Annotated in this window: 21 protein-coding genes and 1 pseudogene; 13 read left to right on the top strand and 9 right to left on the bottom strand. The window is 71.9% G+C overall.

Annotated elements, in window-relative coordinates; translation table 11 throughout:
- Positions 1–55: 55 nt before the first annotated feature.
- Positions 56–412, bottom strand: coding sequence for a HesB/IscA family protein (locus tag IE136_RS01390; protein WP_018848827.1), 357 nt, complete (start codon positions 410–412; stop codon positions 56–58).
- 304 nt (positions 413–716) lie between these two features.
- Here IE136_RS01390 and nadA point away from each other — a divergent pair, with 304 nt between their 5' ends.
- A complete protein-coding gene (gene nadA, locus IE136_RS01385) occupies positions 717–1,898 on the top strand; it encodes a quinolinate synthase NadA (protein ID WP_158986627.1) in 1,182 nt (393 codons plus the stop codon).
- Between the two features lie 89 nt (positions 1,899–1,987).
- A complete protein-coding gene (locus tag IE136_RS35295; RefSeq protein ID WP_229818590.1) occupies positions 1,988–2,380 on the top strand; it encodes an MFS transporter in 393 nt (130 codons plus the stop codon).
- A 155-nt stretch (positions 2,381–2,535) separates the two neighbouring features.
- Here IE136_RS35295 and IE136_RS01375 read toward each other — a convergent pair whose 3' ends face one another.
- The 5 genes from IE136_RS01375 to IE136_RS01355 all read right to left on the bottom strand — a co-directional run bounded on the left by IE136_RS01375 (position 2,536) and on the right by IE136_RS01355 (position 8,982).
- Complete coding sequence (locus IE136_RS01375) at positions 2,536–5,682, bottom strand: efflux RND transporter permease subunit (RefSeq protein ID WP_189599193.1); 3,147 nt, start codon at positions 5,680–5,682, stop codon at positions 2,536–2,538.
- Positions 5,683–5,829: 147 nt separating this feature from the next.
- Positions 5,830–6,522: a response regulator gene (locus tag IE136_RS01370; protein WP_158986631.1), complete on the bottom strand. Its 693-nt coding sequence runs from the start codon at positions 6,520–6,522 to the stop codon at positions 5,830–5,832.
- Positions 6,519–7,784: a sensor histidine kinase gene (locus tag IE136_RS01365; protein WP_189599336.1), complete on the bottom strand. Its 1,266-nt coding sequence runs from the start codon at positions 7,782–7,784 to the stop codon at positions 6,519–6,521. The genes IE136_RS01370 and IE136_RS01365 overlap by 4 nt, the downstream gene beginning before the upstream one ends.
- A gap of 109 nt (positions 7,785–7,893) precedes the next feature.
- Complete coding sequence (pspAA, locus tag IE136_RS01360; protein ID WP_158986633.1) at positions 7,894–8,172, bottom strand: PspA-associated protein PspAA; 279 nt, start codon at positions 8,170–8,172, stop codon at positions 7,894–7,896.
- Between the two features lie 12 nt (positions 8,173–8,184).
- Positions 8,185–8,982: a PspA/IM30 family protein gene (locus IE136_RS01355; protein ID WP_158986635.1), complete on the bottom strand. Its 798-nt coding sequence runs from the start codon at positions 8,980–8,982 to the stop codon at positions 8,185–8,187.
- 272 nt (positions 8,983–9,254) lie between these two features.
- Here IE136_RS01355 and IE136_RS01350 point away from each other — a divergent pair, with 272 nt between their 5' ends.
- From IE136_RS01350 to IE136_RS01340, 3 genes are all read left to right on the top strand, one after another.
- Positions 9,255–9,851 carry a DUF3043 domain-containing protein gene (locus IE136_RS01350; RefSeq protein ID WP_158986636.1) on the top strand — a complete coding sequence of 199 codons (597 nt, stop codon included), beginning with the start codon at positions 9,255–9,257 and terminating at the stop codon, positions 9,849–9,851.
- 80 nt (positions 9,852–9,931) lie between these two features.
- The gene (locus IE136_RS01345; RefSeq protein WP_158986638.1) at positions 9,932–10,666 is read left to right on the top strand and encodes a class I SAM-dependent methyltransferase; all 735 of its coding nucleotides are present in this window, start codon (positions 9,932–9,934) and stop codon (positions 10,664–10,666) included.
- A gap of 94 nt (positions 10,667–10,760) precedes the next feature.
- Positions 10,761–11,813: a S1C family serine protease gene (locus tag IE136_RS01340; protein WP_158986640.1), complete on the top strand. Its 1,053-nt coding sequence runs from the start codon at positions 10,761–10,763 to the stop codon at positions 11,811–11,813.
- 70 nt (positions 11,814–11,883) lie between these two features.
- Here the strand turns inward: IE136_RS01340 and IE136_RS01335 are convergent, their stop codons facing one another.
- A complete protein-coding gene (locus tag IE136_RS01335; RefSeq protein WP_158986642.1) occupies positions 11,884–12,090 on the bottom strand; it encodes a hypothetical protein in 207 nt (68 codons plus the stop codon).
- A gap of 92 nt (positions 12,091–12,182) precedes the next feature.
- On the opposite strand from IE136_RS01335, the gene IE136_RS01330 reads away from it, so the two are divergent.
- The 4 genes from IE136_RS01330 (at position 12,183) to IE136_RS01315 (ending at position 17,182) form a co-directional block, all read left to right on the top strand.
- Complete coding sequence (locus tag IE136_RS01330; RefSeq protein ID WP_189599192.1) at positions 12,183–13,382, top strand: bifunctional adenosylcobinamide kinase/adenosylcobinamide-phosphate guanylyltransferase; 1,200 nt, start codon at positions 12,183–12,185, stop codon at positions 13,380–13,382.
- A 124-nt stretch (positions 13,383–13,506) separates the two neighbouring features.
- Positions 13,507–14,619, top strand: a complete 1,113-nt coding sequence (gene cobT, locus IE136_RS01325) for a nicotinate-nucleotide--dimethylbenzimidazole phosphoribosyltransferase (RefSeq protein ID WP_158986644.1) — start codon at positions 13,507–13,509, stop codon at positions 14,617–14,619.
- 95 nt (positions 14,620–14,714) lie between these two features.
- A complete protein-coding gene (locus tag IE136_RS01320) occupies positions 14,715–16,475 on the top strand; it encodes a phosphatidylglycerol lysyltransferase domain-containing protein (RefSeq protein ID WP_189599191.1) in 1,761 nt (586 codons plus the stop codon).
- Positions 16,472–17,182, top strand: a complete 711-nt coding sequence (locus tag IE136_RS01315) for a hypothetical protein (RefSeq protein ID WP_189599190.1) — start codon at positions 16,472–16,474, stop codon at positions 17,180–17,182. Before IE136_RS01320 ends, IE136_RS01315 begins: the two co-directional genes overlap by 4 nt.
- On the opposite strand, the gene IE136_RS01310 is transcribed toward IE136_RS01315, so the two are convergent.
- A complete protein-coding gene (locus IE136_RS01310) occupies positions 17,122–17,886 on the bottom strand; it encodes a hypothetical protein (protein WP_158986648.1) in 765 nt (254 codons plus the stop codon). The genes IE136_RS01315 and IE136_RS01310 overlap by 61 nt on opposite strands.
- A gap of 77 nt (positions 17,887–17,963) precedes the next feature.
- Here IE136_RS01310 and cobS point away from each other — a divergent pair, with 77 nt between their 5' ends.
- Positions 17,964–18,734, top strand: coding sequence for an adenosylcobinamide-GDP ribazoletransferase (cobS, locus tag IE136_RS01305; protein ID WP_189599189.1), 771 nt, complete (start codon positions 17,964–17,966; stop codon positions 18,732–18,734).
- 97 nt (positions 18,735–18,831) lie between these two features.
- Here the strand turns inward: cobS and IE136_RS01300 are convergent.
- A pseudogene (locus tag IE136_RS01300) lies at positions 18,832–19,620 on the bottom strand (hypothetical protein); the annotation flags it as partial.
- Positions 19,621–19,916: 296 nt separating this feature from the next.
- On the opposite strand from IE136_RS01300, the gene IE136_RS01295 reads away from it, so the two are divergent.
- From IE136_RS01295 to IE136_RS01285, 3 genes are all read left to right on the top strand, one after another.
- Positions 19,917–21,431, top strand: coding sequence for a leucyl aminopeptidase (locus tag IE136_RS01295; protein WP_158986652.1), 1,515 nt, complete (start codon positions 19,917–19,919; stop codon positions 21,429–21,431).
- A gap of 367 nt (positions 21,432–21,798) precedes the next feature.
- On the top strand, positions 21,799–23,187 hold the full coding sequence (gene lpdA, locus IE136_RS01290; RefSeq protein WP_158986654.1) for a dihydrolipoyl dehydrogenase: 1,389 nt from the start codon (positions 21,799–21,801) through the stop codon (positions 23,185–23,187).
- Positions 23,188–23,249: 62 nt separating this feature from the next.
- Positions 23,250–25,039: 2-oxo acid dehydrogenase subunit E2 (locus tag IE136_RS01285; RefSeq protein WP_189599188.1), on the top strand; the 1,790-nt coding region annotated here is incomplete at its 3' end.

The following is a 25,039-nucleotide window of genomic DNA, read 5'->3' as shown; positions in this document are numbered from 1 at the left end:
CGGCGGCCCGGGATTCCCGGGCCGCCGCCTTCGTCGTGCCGTTCGGCCGAAGTGCTTAGCTGAACGAGTCGCCGCAGGCGCAGGAGCCCGTGGCGTTCGGGTTGTCGATCGTGAAGCCCTGCTTCTCGATGGTGTCGACGAAGTCGATGGAGGCGCCGCCGAGGTACGGGGCGCTCATGCGGTCGGTGACGACCTTGACGCCGTCGAAGTCCTTGACGACGTCGCCGTCGAGCGAACGCTCGTCGAAGAAGAGCTGGTAACGCAGGCCGGAGCAGCCGCCGGGCTGAACGGCGACGCGCAGCGCCAGGTCGTCGCGGCCTTCCTGGTCGAGCAGGGCCTTGACCTTGGCCGCGGCGGCGTCAGACAGGAGGATGCCGTCGCTGACAGTGGTCTTCTCGTCCGATACGGACATCTGCTTCTCTCCCGGGTTGTACGGAGACTGCTTGCCGACGGTTGCAACCGGCGGGGCCCGGGATTCATTCCGGGCGAGGCCGCGTCTTCACGTCTTGTCCCTTTCATGCTCGCACACCCGCTCGCGGACAAGCACCGCTGCGTGGAGCCCGAATTCGTCACATCGACACTATGGACATCGTCAAACTGACACGAAGCGGTTATGATAGATAGCGTCATTTCGACGAAAAGCCTGACCGAAAGCCTCCGGTGCAACCACCGGCTCCGCTGGAGCGGCTCTGCCGCACTGAATTGGAAAAGAAAGGGTGCGTGACGTGACCACCGCCCAGCCCCTGGACGTTCAGCCGACGCCGCTCGCCCTGCTGCTGCTCGGCCGCGAGGCCGACCCGAAGAGCGAGCGCGGCGTGGAGTGCCCCGGCGACCTGCCGTCGCCCTCCGACCCGGACCTGGTGGAGCGCGCCCGGGCGGCGAAGGAGAAGCTCGGGGACAAGGTCTTCGTCCTCGGCCACCACTACCAGCGCGACGAGGTCATCCAGTTCGCCGACGTGACCGGCGACTCCTTCAAGCTCGCCCGTGACGCCGCGGCGCGTCCGGAGGCCGAGTACATCGTCTTCTGCGGCGTGCACTTCATGGCCGAGTCGGCCGACATCCTCACCACCGACGACCAGAAGGTCGTCCTGCCCGACCTGGCGGCGGGCTGCTCGATGGCCGACATGGCCACCGCCGAGCAGGTCGCCGAGTGCTGGGACGTGCTGACCGAGGCCGGCATCGCCGAGCAGGTCGTGCCCGTCTCGTACATGAACTCCTCGGCCGACATCAAGGCCTTCACCGGCAAGCACGGCGGCACGATCTGCACCTCGTCGAACGCCAAGCGCGCCCTGGACTGGGCCTTCGAGCAGGGCGAGAAGGTGCTCTTCCTGCCCGACCAGCACCTGGGCCGCAACACCGCCGTCCGCGAGATGGGGATGACGCTGGAGGACTGCGTCCTCTACAACCCGCACAAGCCGAACGGCGGCCTGACCGTCGAGGAGCTGCGCGCCGCCAAGATGATCCTGTGGCGGGGGCACTGCTCGGTGCACGGCCGGTTCTCGCTGGACTCGGTCAACGACGTCCGGGAGCGGATCCCGGGCGTGAACGTGCTCGTGCACCCGGAGTGCAAGCACGAGGTCGTGGCGGCGGCGGACTACGTCGGCTCGACCGAGTACATCATCAAGACGCTGGAGGCGGCCCCGGCCGGCTCGAAGTGGGCGATCGGCACGGAGCTGAACCTGGTCCGGCGCGTGGCCAACGCGCACCCGGACAAGGAGATCGTCTTCCTCGACAAGACGGTCTGCTTCTGCTCGACGATGAACCGGATCGACCTGCCGCACCTGGTGTGGGCGCTGGAGTCGCTGGCCGAGGGCAACCTGGTCAACCGTATCCAGGTCGACCGGGAGACCGAGAGCTTCGCGAAGCTGGCACTGGAGCGGATGCTCGCCCTGCCGTAACCCTCTCCGCGCGAACTCGCGCGAGACCGAAGGGCGCCCCGCAGTCCTGCGGGGCGCCCTTCGGCGTACCCGGCACCGACGCGTCGGGGGTGCAGCTCGCGCTGACCCCCTTCCTGGTCGGGATGACCCTGGGCCATCTCGTCTTCAGCCCGCTCTCGGACCGGTACGGCCGGGGTGCTCCTCTGCCGGCCGGGGCCGTGATCTGCGCGGTCGCCACCGCCCTGTGCGCGATGGCGCCCAGTCTGTGGTGGCTGGTCGCACTGCGGTTCGTGACCGGCTTCAGCGGGGCGGCCGGGGTCGCCATCGGGCGGGCCGTCGTCGCGGACGTCGCCGAGGACGCGGCGGCCGCGCGGCTGGTCGGGGTCCTGATGACCCTCGGCGGCATCGCGCCGGTCGTCGCCCCGCCGACGGGCGGCGCCGTCATCGGCGCGTTCGGCCGGCGGGGGCCTTCTGGGTGCTGGCGGCGGTCGCGGCGGTGGTGACGGCCGGGGTGACTTCGTCGACCGTGACCGCGAGCCGTCCTCCACCCCGCCCGTTCCCGAACCCCTCCGGGGGTCTGGGGACGCGGAGAGCCCGGCGGGACGCCGGAGGCCCGGGGCGGCACCATGGGTGCCACCCCGGGCTCGGGGGGTGCGGGTCAGATGTCCAGGGCGTCGAGGAGGGTCGCGTCCGCGGGGGTCACGTCCGGCTGGTCGGGGTTGCCCGGCGAGCCGTCCCGCTTCGCCTTCTTCGCCGCCTTCTTCTTCGCGCGGCGCTCCTTGCGCAGTTCGACCATCGCGTACAGCGTCGGGACGAGCAGCAGCGTCAGCAGCGTGGAGGTGATCAGGCCGCCGATCACCACCACCGCCAGCGGCTGGGCGATGAAGCCGCCCTCGCCGGTGATGCCGAGCGCCATCGGCAGCAGCGCGAAGATCGTCGCCAGGGCCGTCATCAGGATCGGGCGCAGACGGTGCCGGCCGCCCTCGACGACCGCTTCGACGACGCCCAGGCCCTGGGCACGGTACTGGTTGATCAGGTCGATCAGGACGATGGCGTTGGTGACCACGATGCCGATCAGCATCAGCATGCCGATCATCGCCGGGACGCCCATCGCCGTGCCCGTCACGATCAGCAGGCCGATCGCGCCGGTCGCCGCGAACGGGATCGAGACCAGCAGGATCAGCGGCTGGACGAGTGACCTGAAGGTCGCCACGAGCAGCATGAAGACGATCGCGATCGCCGCGAGCATCGCCAGGCCCAGGTTGACGAACGCCTCGGACTGGTCCTCGGAGACACCGCCGATGGACGCGGTCGCGCCCTCCGGCAGCTCCAGCGCGTTGATCTTCGACTGGAGGTCGGCGCTGACCGCGCCGGTGTTGTCACCGGTCGGCTTGGCCGTGATCGTCGCCGCGCGCGAGCCGTCGATCCGGGTCATCGAGACCGGGCCGGGGACCAGCTTCACCTCGGCGATGTCGCCGAGCTTGACCGGGCCGAGCGGCAGCGCCTTCAGCCCGGCCATCGTCGTGGCCGGCTTCGCCGAGGTCAGGACGACGTTCCGCTCGGTGTCGTCGAGGATCGCCTTGCCCGCCGGGGTGCCGCGCACCGCCTGGGCGACCGCCATGCCGAGCGTGGTGTCGTCGAAGCCGGCGTCCGCCGCCCTGGCGGTGGCCTTGACCGAGATCCGCGGTACCGACTGGGACAGGTCGCTCTGGACGTCCGTGACGTCGTCGAGTTTCGCGACCTCGGCCTTGACCGCCTCAGATGCCTTCTTCAGGGTGTGGGCGTCCGACGCCTTCACGACCACGCTCAGGTCCTGGCTGCCGAAGCCGTCGCCCGCCGCGATCGTCGTGTCGCCGATGCCGTCGAGCTCGCCGAGCGCCTCGTCGATGGCGTCGCGGGTGCTGTCGGCGGACGCCGCGTCCTCCAGCGTCACCTGGTACGACGCCTGGTTGGCGCCCGTGCCGCCGCCGAAGGCGGCCATGAAGCCCGAGGAGCCGACCGTGACCTGGTAGTCCTTCACGCCGTCGGTGGCGGCCAGGACCCGCTCGACCTTCTTCGCGGCCTCGTCGGAGGCGGCGAGGCTGGTGCCGGGGGCCAGTTCCTGCTTGATGGAGAGGACCTCCTGCTCGCCCTGGTCGAAGAAGTTGGTCTTCAGGAGCGGGGCCATGCCGAAGGTGCCGACCAGAACGACGATCGCGATCGCCACGCTGGTGAGGCGGCGACGGGTCGCGAAGCGCAGGACGGGGACGTACAGGCGCTGGAGCCGGCTCTTGTTCTCCTTCTCCTCCGCCACGCGCCGGGCCTCCTCCGGGTCCGCCGAGGTGCCCTTGGGGGCGCGCAGGAACCAGTACGAGAGGACCGGGACGACGGTGAGCGAGACGAGGAGGGAGGCGAGCAGGGCGGCGGTGACCGTCAGGCTGAACGAGCCGAACAGCTCGCCCACCATGCCGCCGACCAGACCGATCGGCAGGAAGACGGCGACCGTCGTCAGGGTGGAGGAGGTGACGGCGCCCGACACTTCCCGTACGGCCGTGAGGATCGCCGACTGGCGCTCCTCGCCGTAGCCGAGGTGCCGCTTGATGTTCTCCAGGACCACGATCGAGTCGTCGACGACGCGGCCGATGGCGATGGTCAGGGCGCCGAGCGTCAGCATGTTGAGCGAGAGGTCGCGGGTCCAGAGCACGATCAGGGCCAGGACGACCGAGAGCGGGATGGAGACCGCGGTGACGAGGGTCGAGCGGATCGAGGCCAGGAAGACCAGGATCACCAGGACGGCCATGACGAGGCCGAGCGCGCCCTCGGTGGTGAGACCGGAGATCGACTTGGAGACGGCCGGGCCCTGGTCGGAGACGACGGTGAGCTCGGCGCCAGCGCCGAGGTCCTCGCGCAGGCCGGGCAGCTTCTCCTTGACGGCGTCGGAGATGGCGACGGCGCTGCCGTCGTTGTCCATGGTGGCCATGACGGCGAGGCTGGGCTTGCCGTTGGTACGGGTGATGGAGACCCTCGAGGACTCCTCCTGCCGCACGGCCGCCACGTCGCCGAGCCGGACCGCCTTGCCCTTCGCGGACGGGATCCGCAGGTCCTGGATCTGCCGCAGCGAGGTGAAGCCGCCGCCGACCTGGACCGTACGGCTCTTGCCGGCCTCGGAGAAGGAACCGGCCGGCATCGCGCCGCCGCCGGCCCTGATCGCCTCGGCGAGCTTCATGGTGCTGAGGCCGGCCGCGGCGACCTTGCGGTCGTCGGGGGTCACGGAGACCTGGAGGTCCTGCACGCCGTCGACGGAGACCTGGCCGACTCCGTCGATGTCCTCGAGGGCCGGGACGACGGTCCGCTCCAACTGGTCGGCCAGAGCCTGCTGGTCCTTGTCGGAGGTGACGGCGAGGACGACGGTCGGGATGTCGTCGGTGGAGCCCGCGACGACCTGCGGGTCGACGTCGTCGGGGAGCGTGGCGCGCGCCCGGTTCACGGCCTGCTGCACGTCGGCGACGAGCTGCTTGGTGCCCTCGTCGCCGTAGTCGAAGGTGGCCATGATGACGGCGCTGCCCTCGGAGGCGGTGGAGGTGACGCCCTTGATGCCGTCGACGGCCTTGATCGTGCTCTCGAGCGGTTCGACGACCTGCTTCTCGACCACCTCGGGGGACGCGCCCTGGTACTGCGCGAGCACCGACACCATCGGGAGCTCGATCGAGGGCAGCAACTGCTGCTTCAGCTGCGGTATCGCGATCGCCCCGAAGACGACGGCGACGATGGACATCAGCCCGATCAGGGCCCGTTGCGCGAGGCTGAATCTGGACAGCCAGGACATGGGGTCTCTCTTCTGTGGCGTGCTCGGCAGGCGGGCGTTGAGGAAGGCCCGCTTATACGATCAGCCATGCGAAGGGCCGTATCCTCGCCCCCCGGTCCCAATCCTTATGCCGCGCATACCGCGTCTGGAGTACGCCGGAGCCCTTCGTCACTCCACCCTTGGGCGTACCAGTCCCGACTCGTAGGCGGTGACCACCAGCTGGGCGCGGTCGCGGGCGCCGATCTTGGCCATGGTCCGGTTGACGTGCGTCTTGACGGTGAGCGGGCTGACTTCGAGGCGTTCGGCGATCTCGTCGTTGGAGAGACCCCCGCCGACGAGGACCAGCACCTCGCGTTCGCGGGCGGTGAGGGCGCCGAGCCGCTCGGAGTACGCGGGGCCGTCCTGGTCCCCATCGGTGTCCGAACTCCCGCCCTGGGCGAGGAACTTCGCGATCAGGCCTTTCGTCGCCACGGGTGAGAGCAGGGCCTCCCCCGCGGAGGCGATCCGGATGGCGTTGAGCAGTTCCTCCGGTTCCGCCCCTTTTCCGAGGAAGCCCGAGGCGCCGGCACGCAGCGACTGCACGACGTACTCGTCCACCTCGAAGGTGGTCAGCATGACGATCCGTACGGCCGACAGTTCCGGGTCCGCGGTGATCATGCGGGTGGCCGCGAGCCCGTCCGTACCGGGCATCCGGATGTCCATGAGGACGACATCGGCCCGCTCGGAGCGGGCGAGGGAGACGGCCTCGGCTCCGTCGGCGGCCTCCGCGACGACCTCCATGTCGGGTTCGGAGTTCACGAGCACCTTGAAGGCGCTGCGGAGCAGGGCCTGGTCGTCGGCGAGCAGCACCCGGATGGTCATGTGTCCTCCCCCGTACGGGCCGTTGCGGGCAGTATCGCCTGGACGCGGAAGCCGCCGCCGTAGCGGGGTGCCGCGGTGAGGGTGCCGCCGAGGGCGGTGACGCGCTCCCGCATGCCGATCAGGCCGTGACCGCCGTGGCCGTCGTGGCCGTCGTCACCGGCGGCGGTCGCGGTGGGAGCGGCGGGCGGGGGCGTGCCGTTGTCGAGCACGGTGATCTCGACCGTCCGGCCGACGCGGACGACGCTCACCTCCGCCTTGGCGTCCGGGCCCGCGTGCTTCCGCACGTTGGTCAGCGCCTCCTGGATGATCCGGTACGCGGCGAGGTCGACGGCCGCGGGCAGCCCGGCGTCGTCGGCGGCGCGGGCCAGCTCCACGGGGAGGCCCGCGTGGCGGAAGGTGGCGAGCAGCTCGTCGAGGACGGCGAGGCCGGGGGCCGGCTCGGTGGGCGCCTCGGGGTCGCCCGACTGACGGAGCAGACCGACGGTGGCCCGCAGCTCGTTGAGGGCGGAGCGGCTGGCCTCCCGGACGTGCGCGAGCGCCTCCTTGGCCTGGTCGGGGCGCTTGTCCATGACGTGGGCGGCGACCCCGGCCTGGACGTTGACCAGCGCGATGTGATGGGCGACGACGTCGTGCAGGTCGCGGGCGATACGGAGGCGTTCCTCGGCGACCCGGCGCCGGGCCTCCTCCTCCCGGGTCCGCTCGGCCCGCTCGGCCCGCTCCCGTATGGCGTCGACGAAGGCGCGGCGGCTGCGGACGGCGTCACCGGCGGCCGCGGCCATCCCGGTCCAGGCGAAGACCCCCAGATTCTCCTGGGCGTACCAGGGTGTCGGCCCGAAGAGCATGGCGCCGGCGGTCAGGAGGGCCATGGTGGCGAGGCCGACGCGCCAGGTGGTGGGCCGGTCGGTGCGGGCGGCGACGGTGTAGAGCGCGATGACGGCGCTCATGGCGACGGGGGCCGGGGTCTCGTCGGTGAGCAGCTCGACGAGGGTGACCGCTCCGGTGATGCCGAGGACGACGAGGGGCTCGCGCCGGCGCAGGACGAGGGCGGCGGCGCCGAGCACCATGAGGACCACGCTGGTGGCGTCGGGGGTGCGGTCGCCGAAGGTGGGGCCGGTGCGGCTGCCGTGCGGGTCGGCGAAGGACCCGGTGACCATGCAGGCCAGTACGGCGAGGGCGAGGCCGGCGTCGAAGGCGAGGGGGTGGGCCCGCAGCCAGCTCCAGCCGCGGCGACACCCGCTGTCGAGGGAGGTCACGTCCGGCAACGGTACGGGGTGGAACGCGCCGGTGCCCCGCTCCCCGGGAAGGGGGCGGGGCACCGGCGGTGTCGGTGTGCGCGAGGTCGTGCGACGCCGGGGGCGGACAGGACCTGGGTCAGCCCGGGATCAGACCGTCGTCGGAGAGCATGGCGCGGACCTCCTCCAGCGTCGCCTCCGGGGCGGGGAGGATCAGCTCGGAGGGCTCCAGGGCGTCGTCCGGGAGGGGTTCGCCGAGGGTGCGGACCGCGTCGAGGAGGGCCGAGAGGGTGCGGCGGAAGCCCGTGCCGTCACCCGACTCCATCTCGGCCAGCAGCTCGTCGTCGAGTTTGTTCAGCTCGGCGAAGTGACTGTCCGCCAGCTTCCACTGGCCCTCCCCCATGATCCGTACGATCATGACGCGCCGTCCTTACTGCTTGTCGAACCTGGGGTGCGAGGACTGCTGGGGCTGGTCCTGCGGGGTGCCCGTACCGCCCTCGATCGCCTGCTTCGAGCTCGAGGGGCCCCCGGCCAGCTCCGCCTTCATCCGCTGGAGCTCCAGCTCGACGTCCGTACCGCCGGACAGCCGGTCCAGCTCCGCCTGGATGTCGTCCTTCGCCAGACCCGAGTGGTCGTCGAGCGCACCCGAGGCGAGGAGTTCGTCGATCGCGCCGGCCCGCGCCTGCAGCTGGGCCGTCTTGTCCTCGGCGCGCTGGATCGCCACGCCGACGTCGCTCATCTCCTCCGAGATGCCCGAGAAGGACTCGGCGATGCGGGTCTGCGCCTGCGCCGCCGTGTAGGTCGCCTTGATCGTCTCCTTCTTCGTACGGAAGGCGTCGACCTTGGCCTGCAGCCGCTGCGCGGCCAGCGTGAGCTTCTCCTCCTCGCCCTGCAGCGTCTGGTGCTGCACCTCGAGGTCGCTCACCTGCTGCTGCAGCGCCGCCCGCCGGGAGAGCGCCTCGCGGGCCAGGTCCTCGCGGCCGAGCGCCAGCGCCTTGCGGCCCTGGTCCTCCAGCTTCGAGGACTGGCTCTGGAGCTGGTTCAGCTGCAGTTCGAGCCGCTTGCGCGAGGTCGCCACGTCGGCGACGCCCCGCCGGACCTTCTGCAGGAGCTCCAGCTGCTTCTGGTAGGAGTAATCGAGGGTCTCGCGCGGATCCTCGGCCCGGTCAAGGGCCTTGTTTGCCTTCGCGCGGAAGATCATCCCCATACGCTTCATGACACCGCTCATGGGCTTCGCGCGCCCCCTTCTGACGGACTCGGCTCAAGCACTCCAACAGGATCCACAGTACGGGCCCTGTCTCCATTACCGCACTGTTCGGGGCGGGATGCGCTCCTCCCCAAGGACGACTGCGTACGGCCGTTCTCAGGCCCAGGGAGTAGATGGACCTCGGGGAAACCGTGCGTGTCGTCCCTACGTACTCTCCTCAGGACGCCGTCCGTTAGCGGATCGTTCCCGGCCGGACTGGGGTCCATGCGCCCCACCACGTACCCTTGGGTTTTGTGTTCCGTAGCCGTTCAAAGGAAGAGAAGGCCCCCACCGGCATGGTGACGGCGGACCTCTCCAAGCAGCCCCGCGACCCCCAGGCCCCCAAGGGCCGCCCGACCCCGAAGCGGAGTGAGGCCCAGACCCAGCGTCGCCGTGCCGCCACGGTTCCCACCGACCGCAAGGAGGCCGCCAAGCGTCAGCGCGAGGCTCGCCGTGCGGACCTCACGCGTCAGCGCGAGGCGCTGGCCAGCGGTGACGAGCGTTACCTCCCGGCCCGTGACAAGGGACCGGTCCGCCGCTTCGTGCGCGACTTCGTCGACTCGCGCTTCGCCATCGCGGAGTTCTTCCTGCCGATGGCCGTGGTGATCCTCGTGCTGTCGATGATCCGGGTTCCCGCGCTGCAGAACATCTCGCTGCTGCTCTGGCTCGGTGTGATCGTCATGATCGTCATCGACTCGATCGGCATCTGGCTCCGTCTGAAGAAGCAGCTGAACGAGCGCTTCCCGAACGAGCCGAAGCGGGGCGCCGTGGCCTACGGCCTGATGCGTACGCTCCAGATGCGCCGCCTGCGGCTGCCGAAGCCCCAGGTCAAGCGCGGGGAGCGGCCCTGAGCACGAACACCTCCGGCTCCGCCACCGGCGGCGGTCCGCTGCTGCCCGCCGTCTCCCCGTGGCCGAGCGGGCACAGCGGTGTGCGCGAGACCGTCCGCCAGGAGCTGATCGCGCGCCAGCTGGACGAGCAGATAGCCGGCCGCTACCCAGTGGGGCAGCGGCTGCGGATCCTCGACGCCGGCATGGGCCAGGGCACCCAGGCGCTGCGGCTGGCGAGGGCCGGGCACACCGTGACCGGTCTGGAGGCCGATCCGGAACTGCTGAAGGCCGCCCGTGAGTCGCTGGCGACCGAGCCGGCCGGGATCCGCGAGCGGGTCCGGCTGGTCGAGGGCGACGGCCGCGAGACGGGCGTCCACTTCCTGCCGGGCAGCTTCGACGTCGTGCTCTGCCACGGGGTGCTGATGTACGCGGACGAGCCGGACGCGCTGCTCGCGGGCCTGGCCCGGATGCTGGCGCCCGGCGGTCTGCTCTCCCTGGTCGTACGGAACGCCGAGGCGCTGGCCATGCGTCCTGGTCTGGCCGGGGACTGGACGGGCGCGCTGGCCGCCTTCGAGTCGGACACGTACATGGACGCGGCCGGTTTCAAGGTGCGCGCGGACCGGCTGGACGCGCTGGAGTCGACGCTCGCGGGGATCGCTGCGCCGCTGCACGCCTGGTACGGCGTGCGGGTCTTCACCGACGGTCTGCCCGGCGACCTGGGGCTGCCGGCCGCCGAGGAGCTGGAGCGGCTGCTCGCCGCCGAGGACCGTGCGGGCCGGACCGATCCGTACCGCAGGATCGCCGCCCTGCTCCACCTCTGCGGCGTCCGGGGCTGATCTCCGCGGGGCGCGGTCGCCCGCCCCGGCCGGGCGCGCCCTGATCGGGTGTCTTCACCGAGCCGGGGTGTGCCGGCGGGCCGATACTCCGGACATGGACGTATCTCGACGCCTCCTCCTGCCCTTGGCCGCCGGGGCCTGTGCCGTGGCACTGGTCGCCGGCTGCACGTCCGGGGCGGCCGGGCGGGTGGAGCGTTCCACCCAGGCCGCGGCCCCGCTCGCCGCCAACGAGCTCCAGGACGACTACCAGGCGGTCATCCGGGACGTCCTGCCGTCCGTCGTCCAGATCGAGGCCGGGGAGAGCCTGGGCTCCGGGGTCGTCTACGACGACCGGGGCCACGTCGTCACCAACGCTCACGTCGTCGGCCGGCAGGAGACCTTCAGGGTCACGACCGCCACGGGCCAGCAGGCCCTCGCGGCGAAGCTGGTGGCGGCCTACCCCGAACAGGATCTGGCCGTGATCAGGCTGGACTCGCCGCCCGAGGGGCTGAAGCCCGCCCGGTTCGGCGACTCCGCCAAGGTCGACATGGGCCAGATCGTCCTCGCGATGGGGTCGCCGCTCGGCCTGTCCGGCAGCGTCACCCAGGGCATCGTCTCGGCGACCGGCCGCACGGTCAGCGAGCCCCGTACGGGGGGCGGTACGGGCGCGACCATCGGGAACATGGTCCAGACGTCGGCCCCGATCAACCCCGGCAACAGCGGCGGCGCGCTGGTCAACCTGGACAGCGAGGTCATCGGCATCCCCACGCTGGCGGCCACCAACCCGGAGCTGGGGGGCGGCTCGGCACCCGGGATCGGCTTCGCGATCCCGGCCTCGATGGTGCGGACCGTCGCCGATCAGATCATCCGCCACGGCAGGGTCACCGACTCGGGCCGGGCGGCCCTGGACATCGTCGGCCGGACCGTCCTCGACGACGACTACGAACCGGCCGGGGTCGCGGTGGTCGAGGCCCAGGCGGACGGGGCGGCGGCGAGGGCGGGGCTCCGGGCGGGGGACGTGCTCACCCGCCTCGCGGACACCCCCATCACGACGATCACCTCCCTGGCGGAGGCGCTGGCCTCGCGGAAGCCCGGGGACAAGGTGACGGTGGTGTACGAGCGCGGCGGCCGGGAGGCCAGGGCGGACGTGACCCTCGGCGAGATGTGACCCCGGGGGCCGGTGGGCCGTGGACAGGCGTTCCGCCGAGCGGGACGGGTGCCCACGGCCCGGACAGTCCCTACGCCTCCGCGTTCAGCGGCATCGGGCCGTAGATCTTCGTGCCGTCCTCCGACAGGACGACCTGGTCCGCGCCTCCCTCCAGGAGGTCCTTCCAGTACTCACCGATCCAGGATTCGGCGTCACCCTGGGTCGGGAACTCCTCCGGCACCACCGCCGGCTGGACCTCCGTGCCGTCGGACTTCTCGAACCGCCACGTCCATGCCATGACCGCCTCCTGAGGGCTCACCGGATGATCGGTTTCCTGCCCGCAGCGTAGCCGGGCGCGCACCCCTCGCGGTGACGCGGGAGGATCGGTGCGTGGAACTGACTCTGCTCGGCACCGGCGCCCCTCTCGGGCTCCCCCGCCCCGACTGCCCGTGCGCCGTGTGCGCGACCGCCCGAGGCGCCCGGGCCCGGGCCGCCACCGCGCTGCTCGTGGACGGGGCGCTGCTGCTCGACCTGACCCCGGGCGCCGCGCTGGCCGCCGCCCGGTCGGGGCATTCGCTCGTGGGCGTACGGCAGGTGCTGCTCACCCACCCGCACGACGGGCCGGCCGTCGAGGTGCCGGCCGGGCTGCCGGCGGCGGGGCGCGTACCGGACGGGCGGGAGCTGACGCTGATCAGCGGTCACCGGGTGCGGGCGGTGCCGATGGACTCCCCCGGTACGGGGTACGAGGTGACGTCCCTGGACGGTGAACGGCTCCTCTATCTGCCGCCCGGCGGCGCCGTCGCGGGGCTGCCGGAGGAGCACCTGCGGCCGTACGACATGGTGGTCGCGGACGTGACGGGCCGCCCCGACGGGCTGGCCCGGCTGCGGGCGACCGGGGCGGTCGGGGCGACCACCGACGTCATCGCCGTCCATCTGGACCACGACGTGCCGAACGGGCGGGAGCTGGACCGGCGGCTCGCGGCCGCCGGGGCACGGGCGGTGCCGGACGGCACGACCGTGTACGTCGGCGAGTACCACGAGGTGCCGGACGTCCCGCGCCGCACGCTGGTGACGGGCGGTGCCCGCTCGGGCAAGTCGGTGGAGGCCGAGCGGCGCCTGGAGACCTTCCCGGAGGTGCTGTACGTGGCGACGGGCGGGAGCCGGGAGGGTGATCCGGAGTGGGCGGAGCGGGTGCATCTGCACCGGGAGCGGCGGCCCGGCTCCTGGCGTACGGCCGAGACCTGCGATCTCGTACCCCTGCTCGAGGAGGACGGCCCGGCGCTGCTGATCGACTGTCTGTCGCTGTGGCTGACGGACGCGATGGACCGGGCCGGGGCCTGGGACGACGAGCGGTGGGCGCACGGCGGGCGGGAGGCGCTCCGCGAGCGGACCGCGGAGCTGGTGGCGGCGGTCCGGACCACCTCCCGCACGATCGTCGCCGTCACCAACGAGGTGGGCTCGGGGGTCGTGCCGGCGACCGCGTCCGGGCGGCGCTTCCGGGACGAGCTGGGGCGGTTGAACGCGGCGTTCGGGGACGAGTGCGAGCAGGTGCTGCTGGTGGCGGCCGGGCAGGCTCTGGTCCTTCGGTGAGCCGTGCGGGCGGGCGGTACTGTTCGAGACCACGGGGACGTCGTGGGCCCGCGTGGACCACGTGGCTCACGTACTCCTCGTACCTGCACACGGACGACCACCGATGACGTCACAAGGCGGACCCTTGAACCTGGACGACTTCTCCGATCTGATCGAGCGCCCCGACGGCGGGGTACGGCGTGACGCCGAGGAACGCCGGGAGCGGCTGATCGTTCCGCCCGGCGCGCTCGGACGGCTCGACGAGCTGGGCGAGTGGCTGTCCGCCGCGCAGGGTTCGGTGAAGGTCCACGCGATCGAACAGCCGCGGGTGGTGCTCTTCGCCGGTGACCACGGGGTGGCCTCGCTCGGCGTCTCCGGCCGCCCCGCGGGAACCGCGTACGAGCTGGTCCGCTCGGTGCTCGACGGGGCGAGCCCGGTGGCCGTGCTCGCCCGCGCCGCGAGCGTGCCGGTGCGCGTGGTGGACGCGGGCCTGGACTGCGACCCGGAGCTGCTGCCCGCCGAGGTGGTCCGGCACCGGGTGCGGCGCGGCAGCGGCCGGATCGACCTCGAGAACGCGCTCAGCACCGAGGAGACCGAGGCGGCGATCCGGCTCGGTATGGCGATCGCCGACGAGGAGGCCGACTCGGGCACCGATCTGGTCGTCCTCGGTGATCTGAGCGTCGGCGGCACGACCCCGGCGTGTGCGCTGATCGCCGCGCTGTGCGGGACGGACGCCTCCGTGGTGACCGGCCGCGGCGGGGCGGGGATCGACGATCTGGCGTGGATGCGCAAGTGCGCGGCGATCCGGGACGCGCTGCGGCGGGCCCGGCCGGTCCTGGGTGACCAGGTGGAGCTGCTGGCCGCGGTCGGCGGGGCGGATCTGGCGGCGATGACCGGGTTCCTGCTGCAGAGCGCGGTGCGGCGGATGCCGGTGATCCTGGACGGTGTGGTGGGGGCGGCCTGCGCGCTGGTGGCGCAGCGGGCGGCGTTCCGGGCGCCGGACTGGTGGCTCGCGGGCCAGGTGAGCGGCGAGCCGGCGCAGTCGAAGGCGCTGGACCGGATGGCGCTCAACCCGCTGCTCGACCACGGCGTCACTGTGGGGGAGGGAACCGGGGCGTTGCTCGCGCTTCCCCTCGTCCAGGCCGCGGCCGCACTGGCCGCGGAGCTGCCGGAGCGGCCGGAGCCGACCCAGCTGCCCGAGCAGCCGCTCACGCCGGAACCGACCATTCCGGACAGCTCCCCGGACGAGGTGAACTGAGACGGATCACGGCGCCGGACACGGCCTCCGCCACGCGCGGACGGTCGTCTCCGGCGCCCCGCCGTGAGAAGCGATGCCCCATATGATCGCTTTTCATGGGAGAGGTCCGTTTGTCCGCCGAAGGAGCGCCCGGGGGTACCGTCCGGTCGCGGCGCAGCGCCGCGTTCGCCGTCTGGTACCTGCGCGCCGTCACGTTCGTCAATTTCCTGAGCGCCGTCTGGGTCTCGCTGGGCCAGGACCTCCGCCGGCACAACACGGACGACTACTTCACTCCGTACATGCTGACCGCGGGGTTCGCCTCGGGCGTGTTCACGCTCTTCCTGGCCATCACCATGCGCCGCCGCAAGCGGGCCGCGTGGATCCTCAACATCGTGCTCAGCGGGCTCTTCCTGCTGCTCTTCGCCCTCGCGATGATCTTCCCGGAGATCCGGCAGCACGCCCAGAACTGGGTCTCGCTGGCTCTGACCGCCGCGTTCGTCCTCGCGCTGCTGCTCGGCCGCAAGGAGTTCTACGCGAAGGGTGACCGCTCCAACCCGCCGCTCGCCGCCGCGGTCGCCGTCGGCGGCCTCCTCGTCACCTCGCTGCTCGCCGCGCTCCTGGTCACCGTCACCAACACCTCCTCCGGCACCTCCACCTTCCTGGAGCGGTGGCGGTACGGCGTGATGCGGCTGGTCACGCTGGCCTCGGACGGCTCCCGGCTCGACGGGATCGCGCCGCCCGGCTGGGTCGACGTCACCATCAACGTCCTGTCCACGCTCCTGCTGATCGCCGTGCTCTTCGCCGCCTTCCGCTCCCGCCGGACCGTCGACCCGCTGACCGAGGAGGACGAGGGCAAGCTGCGGGCGCTGCTCGACAAGTACGGCGACCGCGACTCGCTCGGCTACTTCGCGCTGCGCCGCGAGAAGAGCGTGGTGTGGTCCCCCAGCGGGAAGGCCGCCGTCGCCTACCGGGTCGTGGGCGGGGTCTCGCTCGCCTCCGGCGACCCGATCGGTGACCCGGAGGCCTGGCCCGGTGCGATCGAGCCGTGGCTGGCCGAGGCCCGCGAGCACGGCTGGATCCCGGCCGTGATGGGCACGAGCGAGGAGGCCGGCACGATCTACGCCCGGCACGGCCTGGACGCCCTGGAGCTGGGTGACGAGGCGATCGTGGAGACCGACGAGTTCGCGCTGGAGGGGCGCGCCATGCGCACGGTCCGGCAGGCGTACAACCGGGTCAAGCGGGCCGGGTACGAGGTGCGGATCCGGCGCCACGAGGACATCCCGGCCGAGGAGATGGACGAACTGCTCCGCAAGGCCGACGACTGGCGCGACGGGGCCACCGAGCGGGGCTTCTCGATGGCGCTCGGGCGGCTCGGCGACCCCCGCGACGGCCACTGCGTGATGCTGGAGTGCACCGACGGCAGCGGGGCGCTGCGGGCGCTGCTCTCCTTCGTCCCCTGGGGTCCGAAGGGGCTCTCGCTGGACCTGATGCGCCGTGACCGGGACTCCGAGAACGGCCTGATGGAGTTCATGGTCATCGAACTCCTCCAGCGCGCCGACGAGATCGGCGTCACGCAGGTCTCACTGAACTTCGCGATGTTCCGCTCCGTCTTCGAACGTGGCTCGAAGCTCGGGGCGGGACCGGTGCTGCGCCTGTGGCGTTCACTGCTCAGCTTCTTCTCCCGCTGGTGGCAGATCGAGTCGCTGTACCGCGCCAACGCCAAGTACCGACCGATCTGGGAGCCCCGTTTCATGCTCTTCGAGAAGAGCGCCGACCTGTTGCGCATCGGCCTCGCCGCGGGCCGCGCCGAGGGCTTCCTGGAAGCCCCCGGGCTGCCGAAGTGGTTGCACCGCAAGCACCTGGAGGGCAGGCGATGAGCTCCCGCGTCCAGGCGTTCGCCCACCGCGAGTGGGGGTCGCTGTACACCGCCGTACGGACGGCGCTCGTCGCGAGAGGGTGGCGGGCGGTCCCCATGACGCTGGCCGCCGTGAGCCTCACCTCGCTCTTCCAGGTCGTGCAGAACCAGGACTGGGGCTATCAGCCCGTGCAGAGCATCGGCTCGGTACGGGCCGAGGACCCGTTGTGGCTCGCCCTCCTGCGGACCCCGCTCTCGCTCTTCGTGCCGGCGCTGGATCTGCCGGTGTGGGGCGCGCTGGCGCAGATCCTGCTGGTGTTCGGGATCGCCGAGATCTGTCTGGGGCGGTGGCGGACGCTCGCGCTCGCCTATCTGGCGACGCTGGCGGGGACGCTGTACGCGCGTGTCGGCATCGCGCTGGGGCCGGACGGTCCGCTGGGGCTCCCGGCCTCGGACGCGCGGGTCGTCGACACCGGCCCGTCGGCGGCGGTGGTCGGTCTCGCGGTCTACGTCTGCTGGCGCCACCGGGCCTGGTGGACCGGGTCGCTCGTGGTCGTCGCGATGGTCGTGGAGGTGCTGGTCAAGAACAACCTGGCCGGCAAGGAGCACCTGGCGGCGATCGCGGCCGTGCTGGTGCTCGTCGCGGTCGTCGCCTGGCGGGAGCGCCGTCAGGAAGAGTCGGAGCCACGGCCGGGGACCCGCTCCTGGAAGCCGCCGATCAGGTCCTGAGCCCGTCGGCGGACCCGGTCCCAGCGCCGGTCGTGCCGGTAGGTCCGCAGCCGGGACCGGGCGCGGGCCCTGGGGCGGCGGGCGTAGGCACGGCGGGACCACCAGGACCCGGGGCGGGCCAGCCGCAGCGCGCCGACGATCGCGACGAAGGGCAGGAGCGTCCCGATGACGGCCAGCCGGTACTTCCCCTTGACCAGCGTGACGAGGACGAAGAGGAAGTTGACCACGAGGGTGACGATGAAGGCGGCGCGGTTCTGGCGCTCCTGGTCGGTGACGTCGTTGACGCCGAGAGGCGAGAAGCCGCCGAGGACGAGCATCACCAGGGCGGCGGTCAGGACGACCACCTCGACGCTCTTGCGGCCCTGATCACTCCAGTACACGTCGTCGAGATGGAGGATCAGCGCGAACTCGTCGAGGACGAGACCCGCCCCGATCCCGAAGAGCACAGCGAAGACGACGGCGGCGGCGCCGTACCGGCCGGCGGCGACAGCGCCGAAACCGCCGAGGACGGTCAGGACGACGCCGGGGACCACGTGATGGATGTGGAGTCCCCCGGTGGACACGTTGCCGAACGGCCCCTTGCCGGCCCGGATCAGACGGGTGATCACCCGTGTGACCAGGAAGGTCACGACGAAGGAGGTGAGGGCGACGAGCAGCGGGAGCTTCCCGGGCTCGACGATGTTTCGGGCGAACCAGTGACCCATGCCACCTGCTTCCGGTATGCGCGGTTTGCGCGAACATGGGCAATTTACAAGAACGAGCGCTGCCATACCCTGCCCTGATGGACGGCCTGCGTTTCGCCTTCGGCACCCTCACCGTGCTCCCCGCCCGCATCACCCGCTGGGACAGGGACGCGGCGCGCGCCGGCATGCTCTGGGCCCCGCTCGCGGGTCTCGTCGTGGGCCTGTTCTCGGCCGCGCTCGGCGGGGTCTTCCTGCTCCTCGGCTCGGGGCCGCTGCTCGCGGCGGTGGCCACGGCGGCGGTTCCGGCGCTGATGACCCGCGGCCTGCACCTGGACGGGCTCGCGGACACGGCGGACGGGCTCGGCAGCGCGAAGCCGGCACAGGACGCGCTGCGGATCATGAAGCAGTCGGACATCGGTCCGTTCGGCGTCATCGTGCTGCTCTTCGTCCTGCTCGCCCAGGTCGCGGCGCTGTACCGGCTGTACGAGGAGAGCTGGGCACACGGCGCGGTCGCCGCCGCCCTCGCCGCGACCGTCGCCCGCCTCGCCCTGACCCACGCCTCCCGTCACGGCGTCCCGGCGGCCCGCCCGGAAGGCCTCGGCGCGATGGTCGCCTCCACGGTCCCGCCCCGCCCGGCGGCGCTGGTCACCGGGGGCGTCCTGCTCCTGTGCGCGGTCGCGGGCGCGCTCTTCTCCCCGTACGACGCGATCCGTCACGCCCTGGCCGCGGTGGCGGGCCTCGGGGTGGCGGCACTGCTGCTGCGGCGCTGCGTGCGGAGGTTCGGCGGGGTGACGGGGGACGTCTTCGGGGCGGTGGAGGAAGTGGCGGGAACGGTGGCGCTGGTGGCCCTGACCCTGGGCGTTCTCTGAGCGCTCGGGCGGCTCAACTCGCTCTCGCCCGCACCGGGTTCGCCGTCAGCAGCTCGTACTCGTCGTACCGGGCGCACTGTTCGTCGAGCGCGAAGTCGAGGCGGGTGCCCTGGGTGAGCCAATCGACGATGCCGCGGACGAGCACCCCGAACTGACGCTGGTACTGGTTGTAGGCGAAGGTGACGACCAGTTCACGGCGCCCGTCGTGGGCGTACTCGCCGATCAGGCCGGCCCGTCCGCCGTCCGCGGCGGCCACGTCGAGGTAGCTGGTGAAGCCTTCACGGGGGCGTCCCGCGTAGCCGTAACTCTCGGAGATCGCCGGGTCGTCGTCCTCGAAGGTCAGCGGCCCGTCGAGGTGGCGGAAGGGGCCCGCCCTGCCGGCGGCGGTGACGAAGGCGGTGGCGCCGTCGAGAGGGCCCGCGTAGCCGCCCTCGCTGGTGTGGTCGAGGCCGACGCCGGGGTGGGCCCAGGTGAAGGCGTCGACCTGCGGGATCCCGAACGTCTTCTCGTACGCGACGAGCGCGGCCTGCTCGGCCGAGTCGGGCCCGAAGGCGCTCTCGTGGGGCAGGACCACGCCCTGGTACCTGGCGCGGGGGCGGCCGGTCGTGCCGTCGGAGGGGCCGGCGAGGAAGGCGGCGTCGATGACCGGGCGTCCCGTTTCGTTCAGGTCGATCCTGCGGTACGGCACGCCCGTGGAGCGCAGTTCGGAGGTGATCGCCTCGACCGCGCTGCCGCCGTCGTCGACGACGAGGACGGTCAGATCGCTCCGCGGGGCGGGTTCGGCGCCGCTCGCCACGGCCGACGGGACGACCGTGGCCAGGAGCACGGCGGCGGCGAGGGCCGCGGTGCGGGCGGCCGCCGGCACGCGGGATCCAGCAGAGTCCATCGAGTGGTGTCCCCCTCGGCAGGCCCGTCCCGGACAGGCGGGACCCGCGGAGATGATGCGAAGGCGTGGAGTGCCGCACTCGCGTGAATGAGGCGAGTGTGGAGGAGCGCCGCCGCCTCGCGCGGTGAACGTGAAAGAGACACCACGGATGAGTGAATCACCGTCGCCGTGAGCGAGCGTGAGGAGCGAGCGTAGGCTCGTTCTCCGCGCACTCAGGGCCGAAATACGATGCGGCGGGCATGGTCGGCCCATCCCTCGACCGCCACAGAACTCAACGGAAGCGAGATTTCACCACCGTGACTGCTCTCACTCTCAGCACCGCCGGCGCCGCGACGCTGCGCGCCGACGCCCTCGTCGTCGGCGTCGCGAAGTCCGGCAAGGGCATCGTCGTCGCCCCGGGCGCCGAGGCCGTGGACACGGCGTTCGACGGGAAACTCGCCGCCGTCCTGGAGACCCTGGGCGCCTCGGGTGCCGAGGGTGAGGCGACGAAGCTGCCCGCCCCCGCCGGCCTGAAGGCCCCCGTCGTCCTGGCCGTCGGCCTGGGCGCCGCCCCCGAGGACGGCGAGGAGTACGGCACCGAGGCGCTGCGCCGCGCCGCCGGTACCGCCGCCCGCGCCCTGCACGGCACCAAGAAGGCCGGGTTCGCCCTGCCGGTCGCCGCCGTCGAGGACGCCGAGGCGATCGCGGAGGGCGCGCTGCTCGGCGCGTACGCCTTCACCGCGTACCAGGAAAGCAAGAACGGCAAGGACGCGAAGAAGCCGCTGGCCGAGGTGGCCCTGCTCGGCGCCAAGCCCCGCGACAAGGCGTACAAGGCCGGTGCCGAGCGCGCCCAGGCGCTCGCCGAGGAGATCAACCGCGCCCGCGACCTGATCAACATGCCGCCGAACGACCTCACCCCGGCCGCCTTCGCCGCCGAGACGCAGGCGGCGGCCAAGGCGCACGGCCTCAAGGTGCAGATCCTCGACGAGAAGGCGCTCGCCAAGGGCGGCTACGGCGGCATCCTCGGCGTCGGCGCCGGTTCCGAGAACCCGCCGCGCCTGGTCCGTATCGCGTACACCCACCCCAAGGCGGAGAAGACGCTCGCCCTGGTCGGCAAGGGCATCACCTACGACTCGGGCGGCATCTCGCTGAAGCCGGCCGGCCACAACGAGACGATGAAGTGCGACATGAGCGGCGCCGCCGCCGTGTTCGCCGCCGTCGTCGCCGCCGCCAGGACCGGGGTCGCCGTCAACGTGACCGGCTGGCTGGCGCTCGCCGAGAACATGCCGTCCGGCTCGGCCGTCCGCCCGGGCGACGTGCTGCGCATGTACAGCGGCAAGACCGTCGAGGTTCTCAACACCGACGCCGAGGGCCGGCTCGTGCTCGCCGACGCGCTGACCCGGGCATCGGAAGAGCACCCGGACGCGATCGTCGACGTGGCGACCCTGACCGGCGCGATGGTCCTGGCGCTCGGCAACCGGACCTTCGGGATCATGGCCAACGACGACGACTACCGCACCGCGATCCACGAGATCGCCGAGGAGGTCGGCGAGCAGTCCTGGCCGATGCCGCTCCCGGCGGAGCTGCGCAAGGGCATGGAGTCCCCGACCGCCGACATGGCCAACATGGGCGAGCGCATGGGCGGCGGCCTCGTCGCCGGCCTGTTCCTGAAGGAGTTCGTCGGCGAGGGCATCACCTGGGCCCACCTGGACATCGCGGGCCCGGCCTTCAACGAGGGCGGCCCGTTCGGCTACACCCCCAAGGGCGGTACAGGATCCTCGATCCGCACCCTCCTGAAGCTGGCGGAGCGCACCGCCGCCGGCGAGGTCTGATTTTCTGGGGCTCGGCTCACCTCCGGGGCGCTGACGCCGCTGTCGACGGTCGGCCGTGCTCGTCCTTTCGACAGCGTCGCGCCCCTTGGGTCCGCTCGCCCTCGTGCGCGCCGGCCTCGGGTCCTCGGACCCGGGGCCGTTGCGCCCTCAACGAAACCCGTACGTTCGTACGGGCCGGTCACCTGTCCGTACGGGCGATCAGCCGGTCTCACTGACCGGCCCCGCGTCCCGCCTTCCGGCAACAAGTGCGAAGATGGGTTCTCGGCAGGACAGGGCCCCCACCACAGGGCCGACATAAAAGCGGCCGAACACCAGCCGCCGCCCGGTCATCGACCGGCGACCGGCGCACATGCATGGAGGACGTGACGTGGCGAACGACGCCAGCACCGTTTTCGACCTAGTGATCCTCGGCGGCGGTAGCGGCGGTTACGCCGCGGCGCTGCGCGGAGCGCAGCTGGGCCTGGACGTCGCACTGATCGAGAAGAACAAGCTCGGCGGCACCTGCCTGCACAACGGCTGCATCCCCACAAAGGCCCTGCTCCACGCCGGCGAGATCGCCGACCAGGCCCGCGAGGCGGAGCAGTTCGGTGTCAAGGCCTCTTTCGAGGGCATCGACATCAAGGCCGTCCACAAGTACAAGGACGATGTGATCTCGGGCCTCTACAAGGGTCTGCAGGGTCTGGTCGCCTCTCGCAAGGTGACATACATCGAGGGCCACGGCCACCTCTCCTCCCCGACCTCCGTCGACGTGGACGGCCGTCGCGTCGAGGGTCGTCACGTTCTCCTCGCCACCGGTTCCGTACCGAAGTCGCTGCCGGGCCTGGAGATCGACGGCAACCGGATCATCTCCTCGGACCACGCGCTGACCCTGGACCGCGTCCCGGAGTCGGCGATCATCCTCGGCGGCGGTGTCATCGGCGTCGAGTTCGCCTCCGCGTGGAAGTCCTTCGGTACCGACGTCACCGTGATCGAGGGCCTGAAGCACCTGGTCCCGGTCGAGGACGAGAACAGCTCCAAGCTTCTTGAGCGCGCCTTCCGCAAGCGCGGCATCAAGTTCAACCTCGGCACCTTCTTCCAGTCCGCCGAGTACACCGACAACGGCGTCAAGGTCACCCTGGCCGACGGCAAGACCTTCGAGGCCGAGGTGCTGCTGGTCGCCATCGGCCGCGGCCCGGTCTCGGCCGGTCTCGGCTACGAGGAACAGGGCGTCGCGATGGACCGCGGCTACGTGCTCGTCGACGAGTACATGCGCACCAACGTGCCGACGATCTCCGCGGTCGGCGACCTCGTCCCGACCCTGCAGCTCGCGCACGTCGGCTTCGCCGAGGGCATCCTGGTGGCGGAGCGGCTGGCCGGTCTGAAGACCGTTCCGATCGACTACGACGGCGTGCCGCGGGTGACGTACTGCCACCCCGAGGTCGCCTCCGTCGGTATCACCGAGGCCAAGGCCAAGGAGATCTACGGCGCGGACAAGGTCGTCGCCCTGAAGTACAACCTCGCGGGCAACGGCAAGAGCAAGATCCTCAAGACCGCGGGCGAGATCAAGCTCGTCCAGGTCAAGGACGGTGCCGTGGTCGGCGTCCACATGGTCGGTGACCGCATGGGCGAGCAGGTCGGCGAAGCGCAGCTGATCTACAACTGGGAGGCGCTGCCGGCCGAGGTCGCGCAGCTCATCCACGCCCACCCGACGCAGAACGAGGCGCTCGGCGAGGCTCACCTGGCTCTGGCCGGCAAGCCCCTCCACTCCCACGACTGACGCTCACGTCATCAACGGGCGCGACGACCACTTTCCGCAATTCGTTAGGAGCAACTGAAACCATGCCGGTTTCCGTAACCCTGCCGGCGCTCGGCGAGAGCGTCACCGAGGGCACCGTCACCCGCTGGCTCAAGGCCGAGGGCGAGCGTGTCGAGGCCGACGAGCCGCTGCTCGAGGTCTCGACCGACAAGGTCGACACCGAGATCCCCGCCCCCGCCTCGGGTGTCCTCGCCTCCATCAAGGTCGCCGAGGACGAGACCGTCGAGGTCGGCGCCGAGCTGGCGGTCATCGACGACGGCAGCGGCGCCGCCGAGGCCGCCCCGGCTCCGGCCGCCGCCGAGGCCGAGGCCCCCGCCGCCGAGGCTCCGGCCCCGCAGCAGGAGGCCGTGGCCCCCGCGCCGCAGGCCGCCCCCTCCACCGAGGCCGAGGCCCCGGCTCCGGCCCCCACGGCCGAGGCCACGTCCGGCGGCGGTTCCGCCGAGGGCACCGACGTCGTCCTGCCGGCGCTCGGCGAGTCCGTCACCGAGGGCACCGTCACCCGCTGGCTGAAGTCGGTCGGCGAGAGCGTCGAGGCCGACGAGCCGCTGCTCGAGGTCTCCACGGACAAGGTCGACACCGAGATCCCGGCCCCGGCTTCGGGTGTCCTGCTCGAGATCGTCGTCGGCGAGGACGAGACCGCCGAGGTCGGCGCCAAGCTGGCCGTCATCGGTGCCGCGGGTGCCGCCCCGGCCGCCGCGCCCGCCCCGGCCGCTCCGGCTCCGGCCGCCGCCGAGGCCCCGGCCGCTCCGGCTCCCGCTCCGGCTCCGGCTCCCGCCCCGGCGGCTCCGGCCGCTCAGGCCCCGGCTCCGGCTCCGGCGGCGCCCGCCGCCCCGGCGGCTCCCGCCCCGGCGGCTCCCGCCCCGGCGGCTCCCGCCCCGGCGGCTCCGGCCCCGGCCCCCGCTCAGGCTCCGGCTCCGGCCGCGCCCGCCGCCGCACAGCCGGCGGACGACGGCGCCTACGTGACCCCGCTGGTCCGCAAGCTCGCCTCGGAGAACGGCATCGACCTGGCGTCCGTCAAGGGCACCGGTGTCGGCGGCCGTATCCGTAAGCAGGACGTCCTCGCGGCCGCCGAGGCCAAGAAGGCCGCCCCGGCCCCCGCCGCCGCCGCTCCGGCCGCCGCCGCGAAGGCCCCGGCCCTGGAGACCTCTCCCCTCCGCGGCCAGACGGTCAAGATGACCCGCATGCGCAAGGTCATCGGCGACAACATGATGAAGGCGCTGCACACGCAGGCGCAGCTGACGTCGGTCGTCGAGGTCGACATCACCAAGCTGATGAAGCTGCGCGCCGCCGCGAAGGACTCCTTCGCGGCCCGTGAGGGCGTCAAGCTGTCCCCGATGCCGTTCTTCGTGAAGGCGGCGGCCCAGGCGCTGAAGGCCCACCCGGTCATCAACGCCCGGATCAACGAGGACGAGGGCACCATCACGTACTTCGACTCGGAGAACATCGGCATCGCCGTGGACTCCGAGAAGGGTCTGATGACCCCGGTCATCAAGGGTGCGGGCGACCTGAACATCGCCGGTATCGCCAAGAAGACCGCGGAGCTCGCGGGCGCCGTGCGTGCCAGCAAGATCACGCCGGACGACCTCGCCGGCGCGACCTTCACGATCTCCAACACCGGCTCGCGCGGTGCGCTGTTCGACACGATCATCGTGCCGCCGAACCAGGTCGCCATCCTGGGCATCGGTGCCACGGTCCGCCGTCCGGTCGTCGTCAACCACCCGGACCTGGGTGAGACGATCGCGATCCGCGACATGACGTACGTCGCGCTGTCCTACGACCACCGTCTGGTGGACGGCGCGGACGCCGCCCGCTA

It is taken from the genome of Streptomyces lateritius, assembly GCF_014649715.1.
Taxonomy (GTDB): Bacteria; Actinomycetota; Actinomycetes; order Streptomycetales; family Streptomycetaceae; genus Streptomyces; species Streptomyces lateritius.
This window is presented reverse-complemented; position numbering and strand designations above follow the sequence as displayed.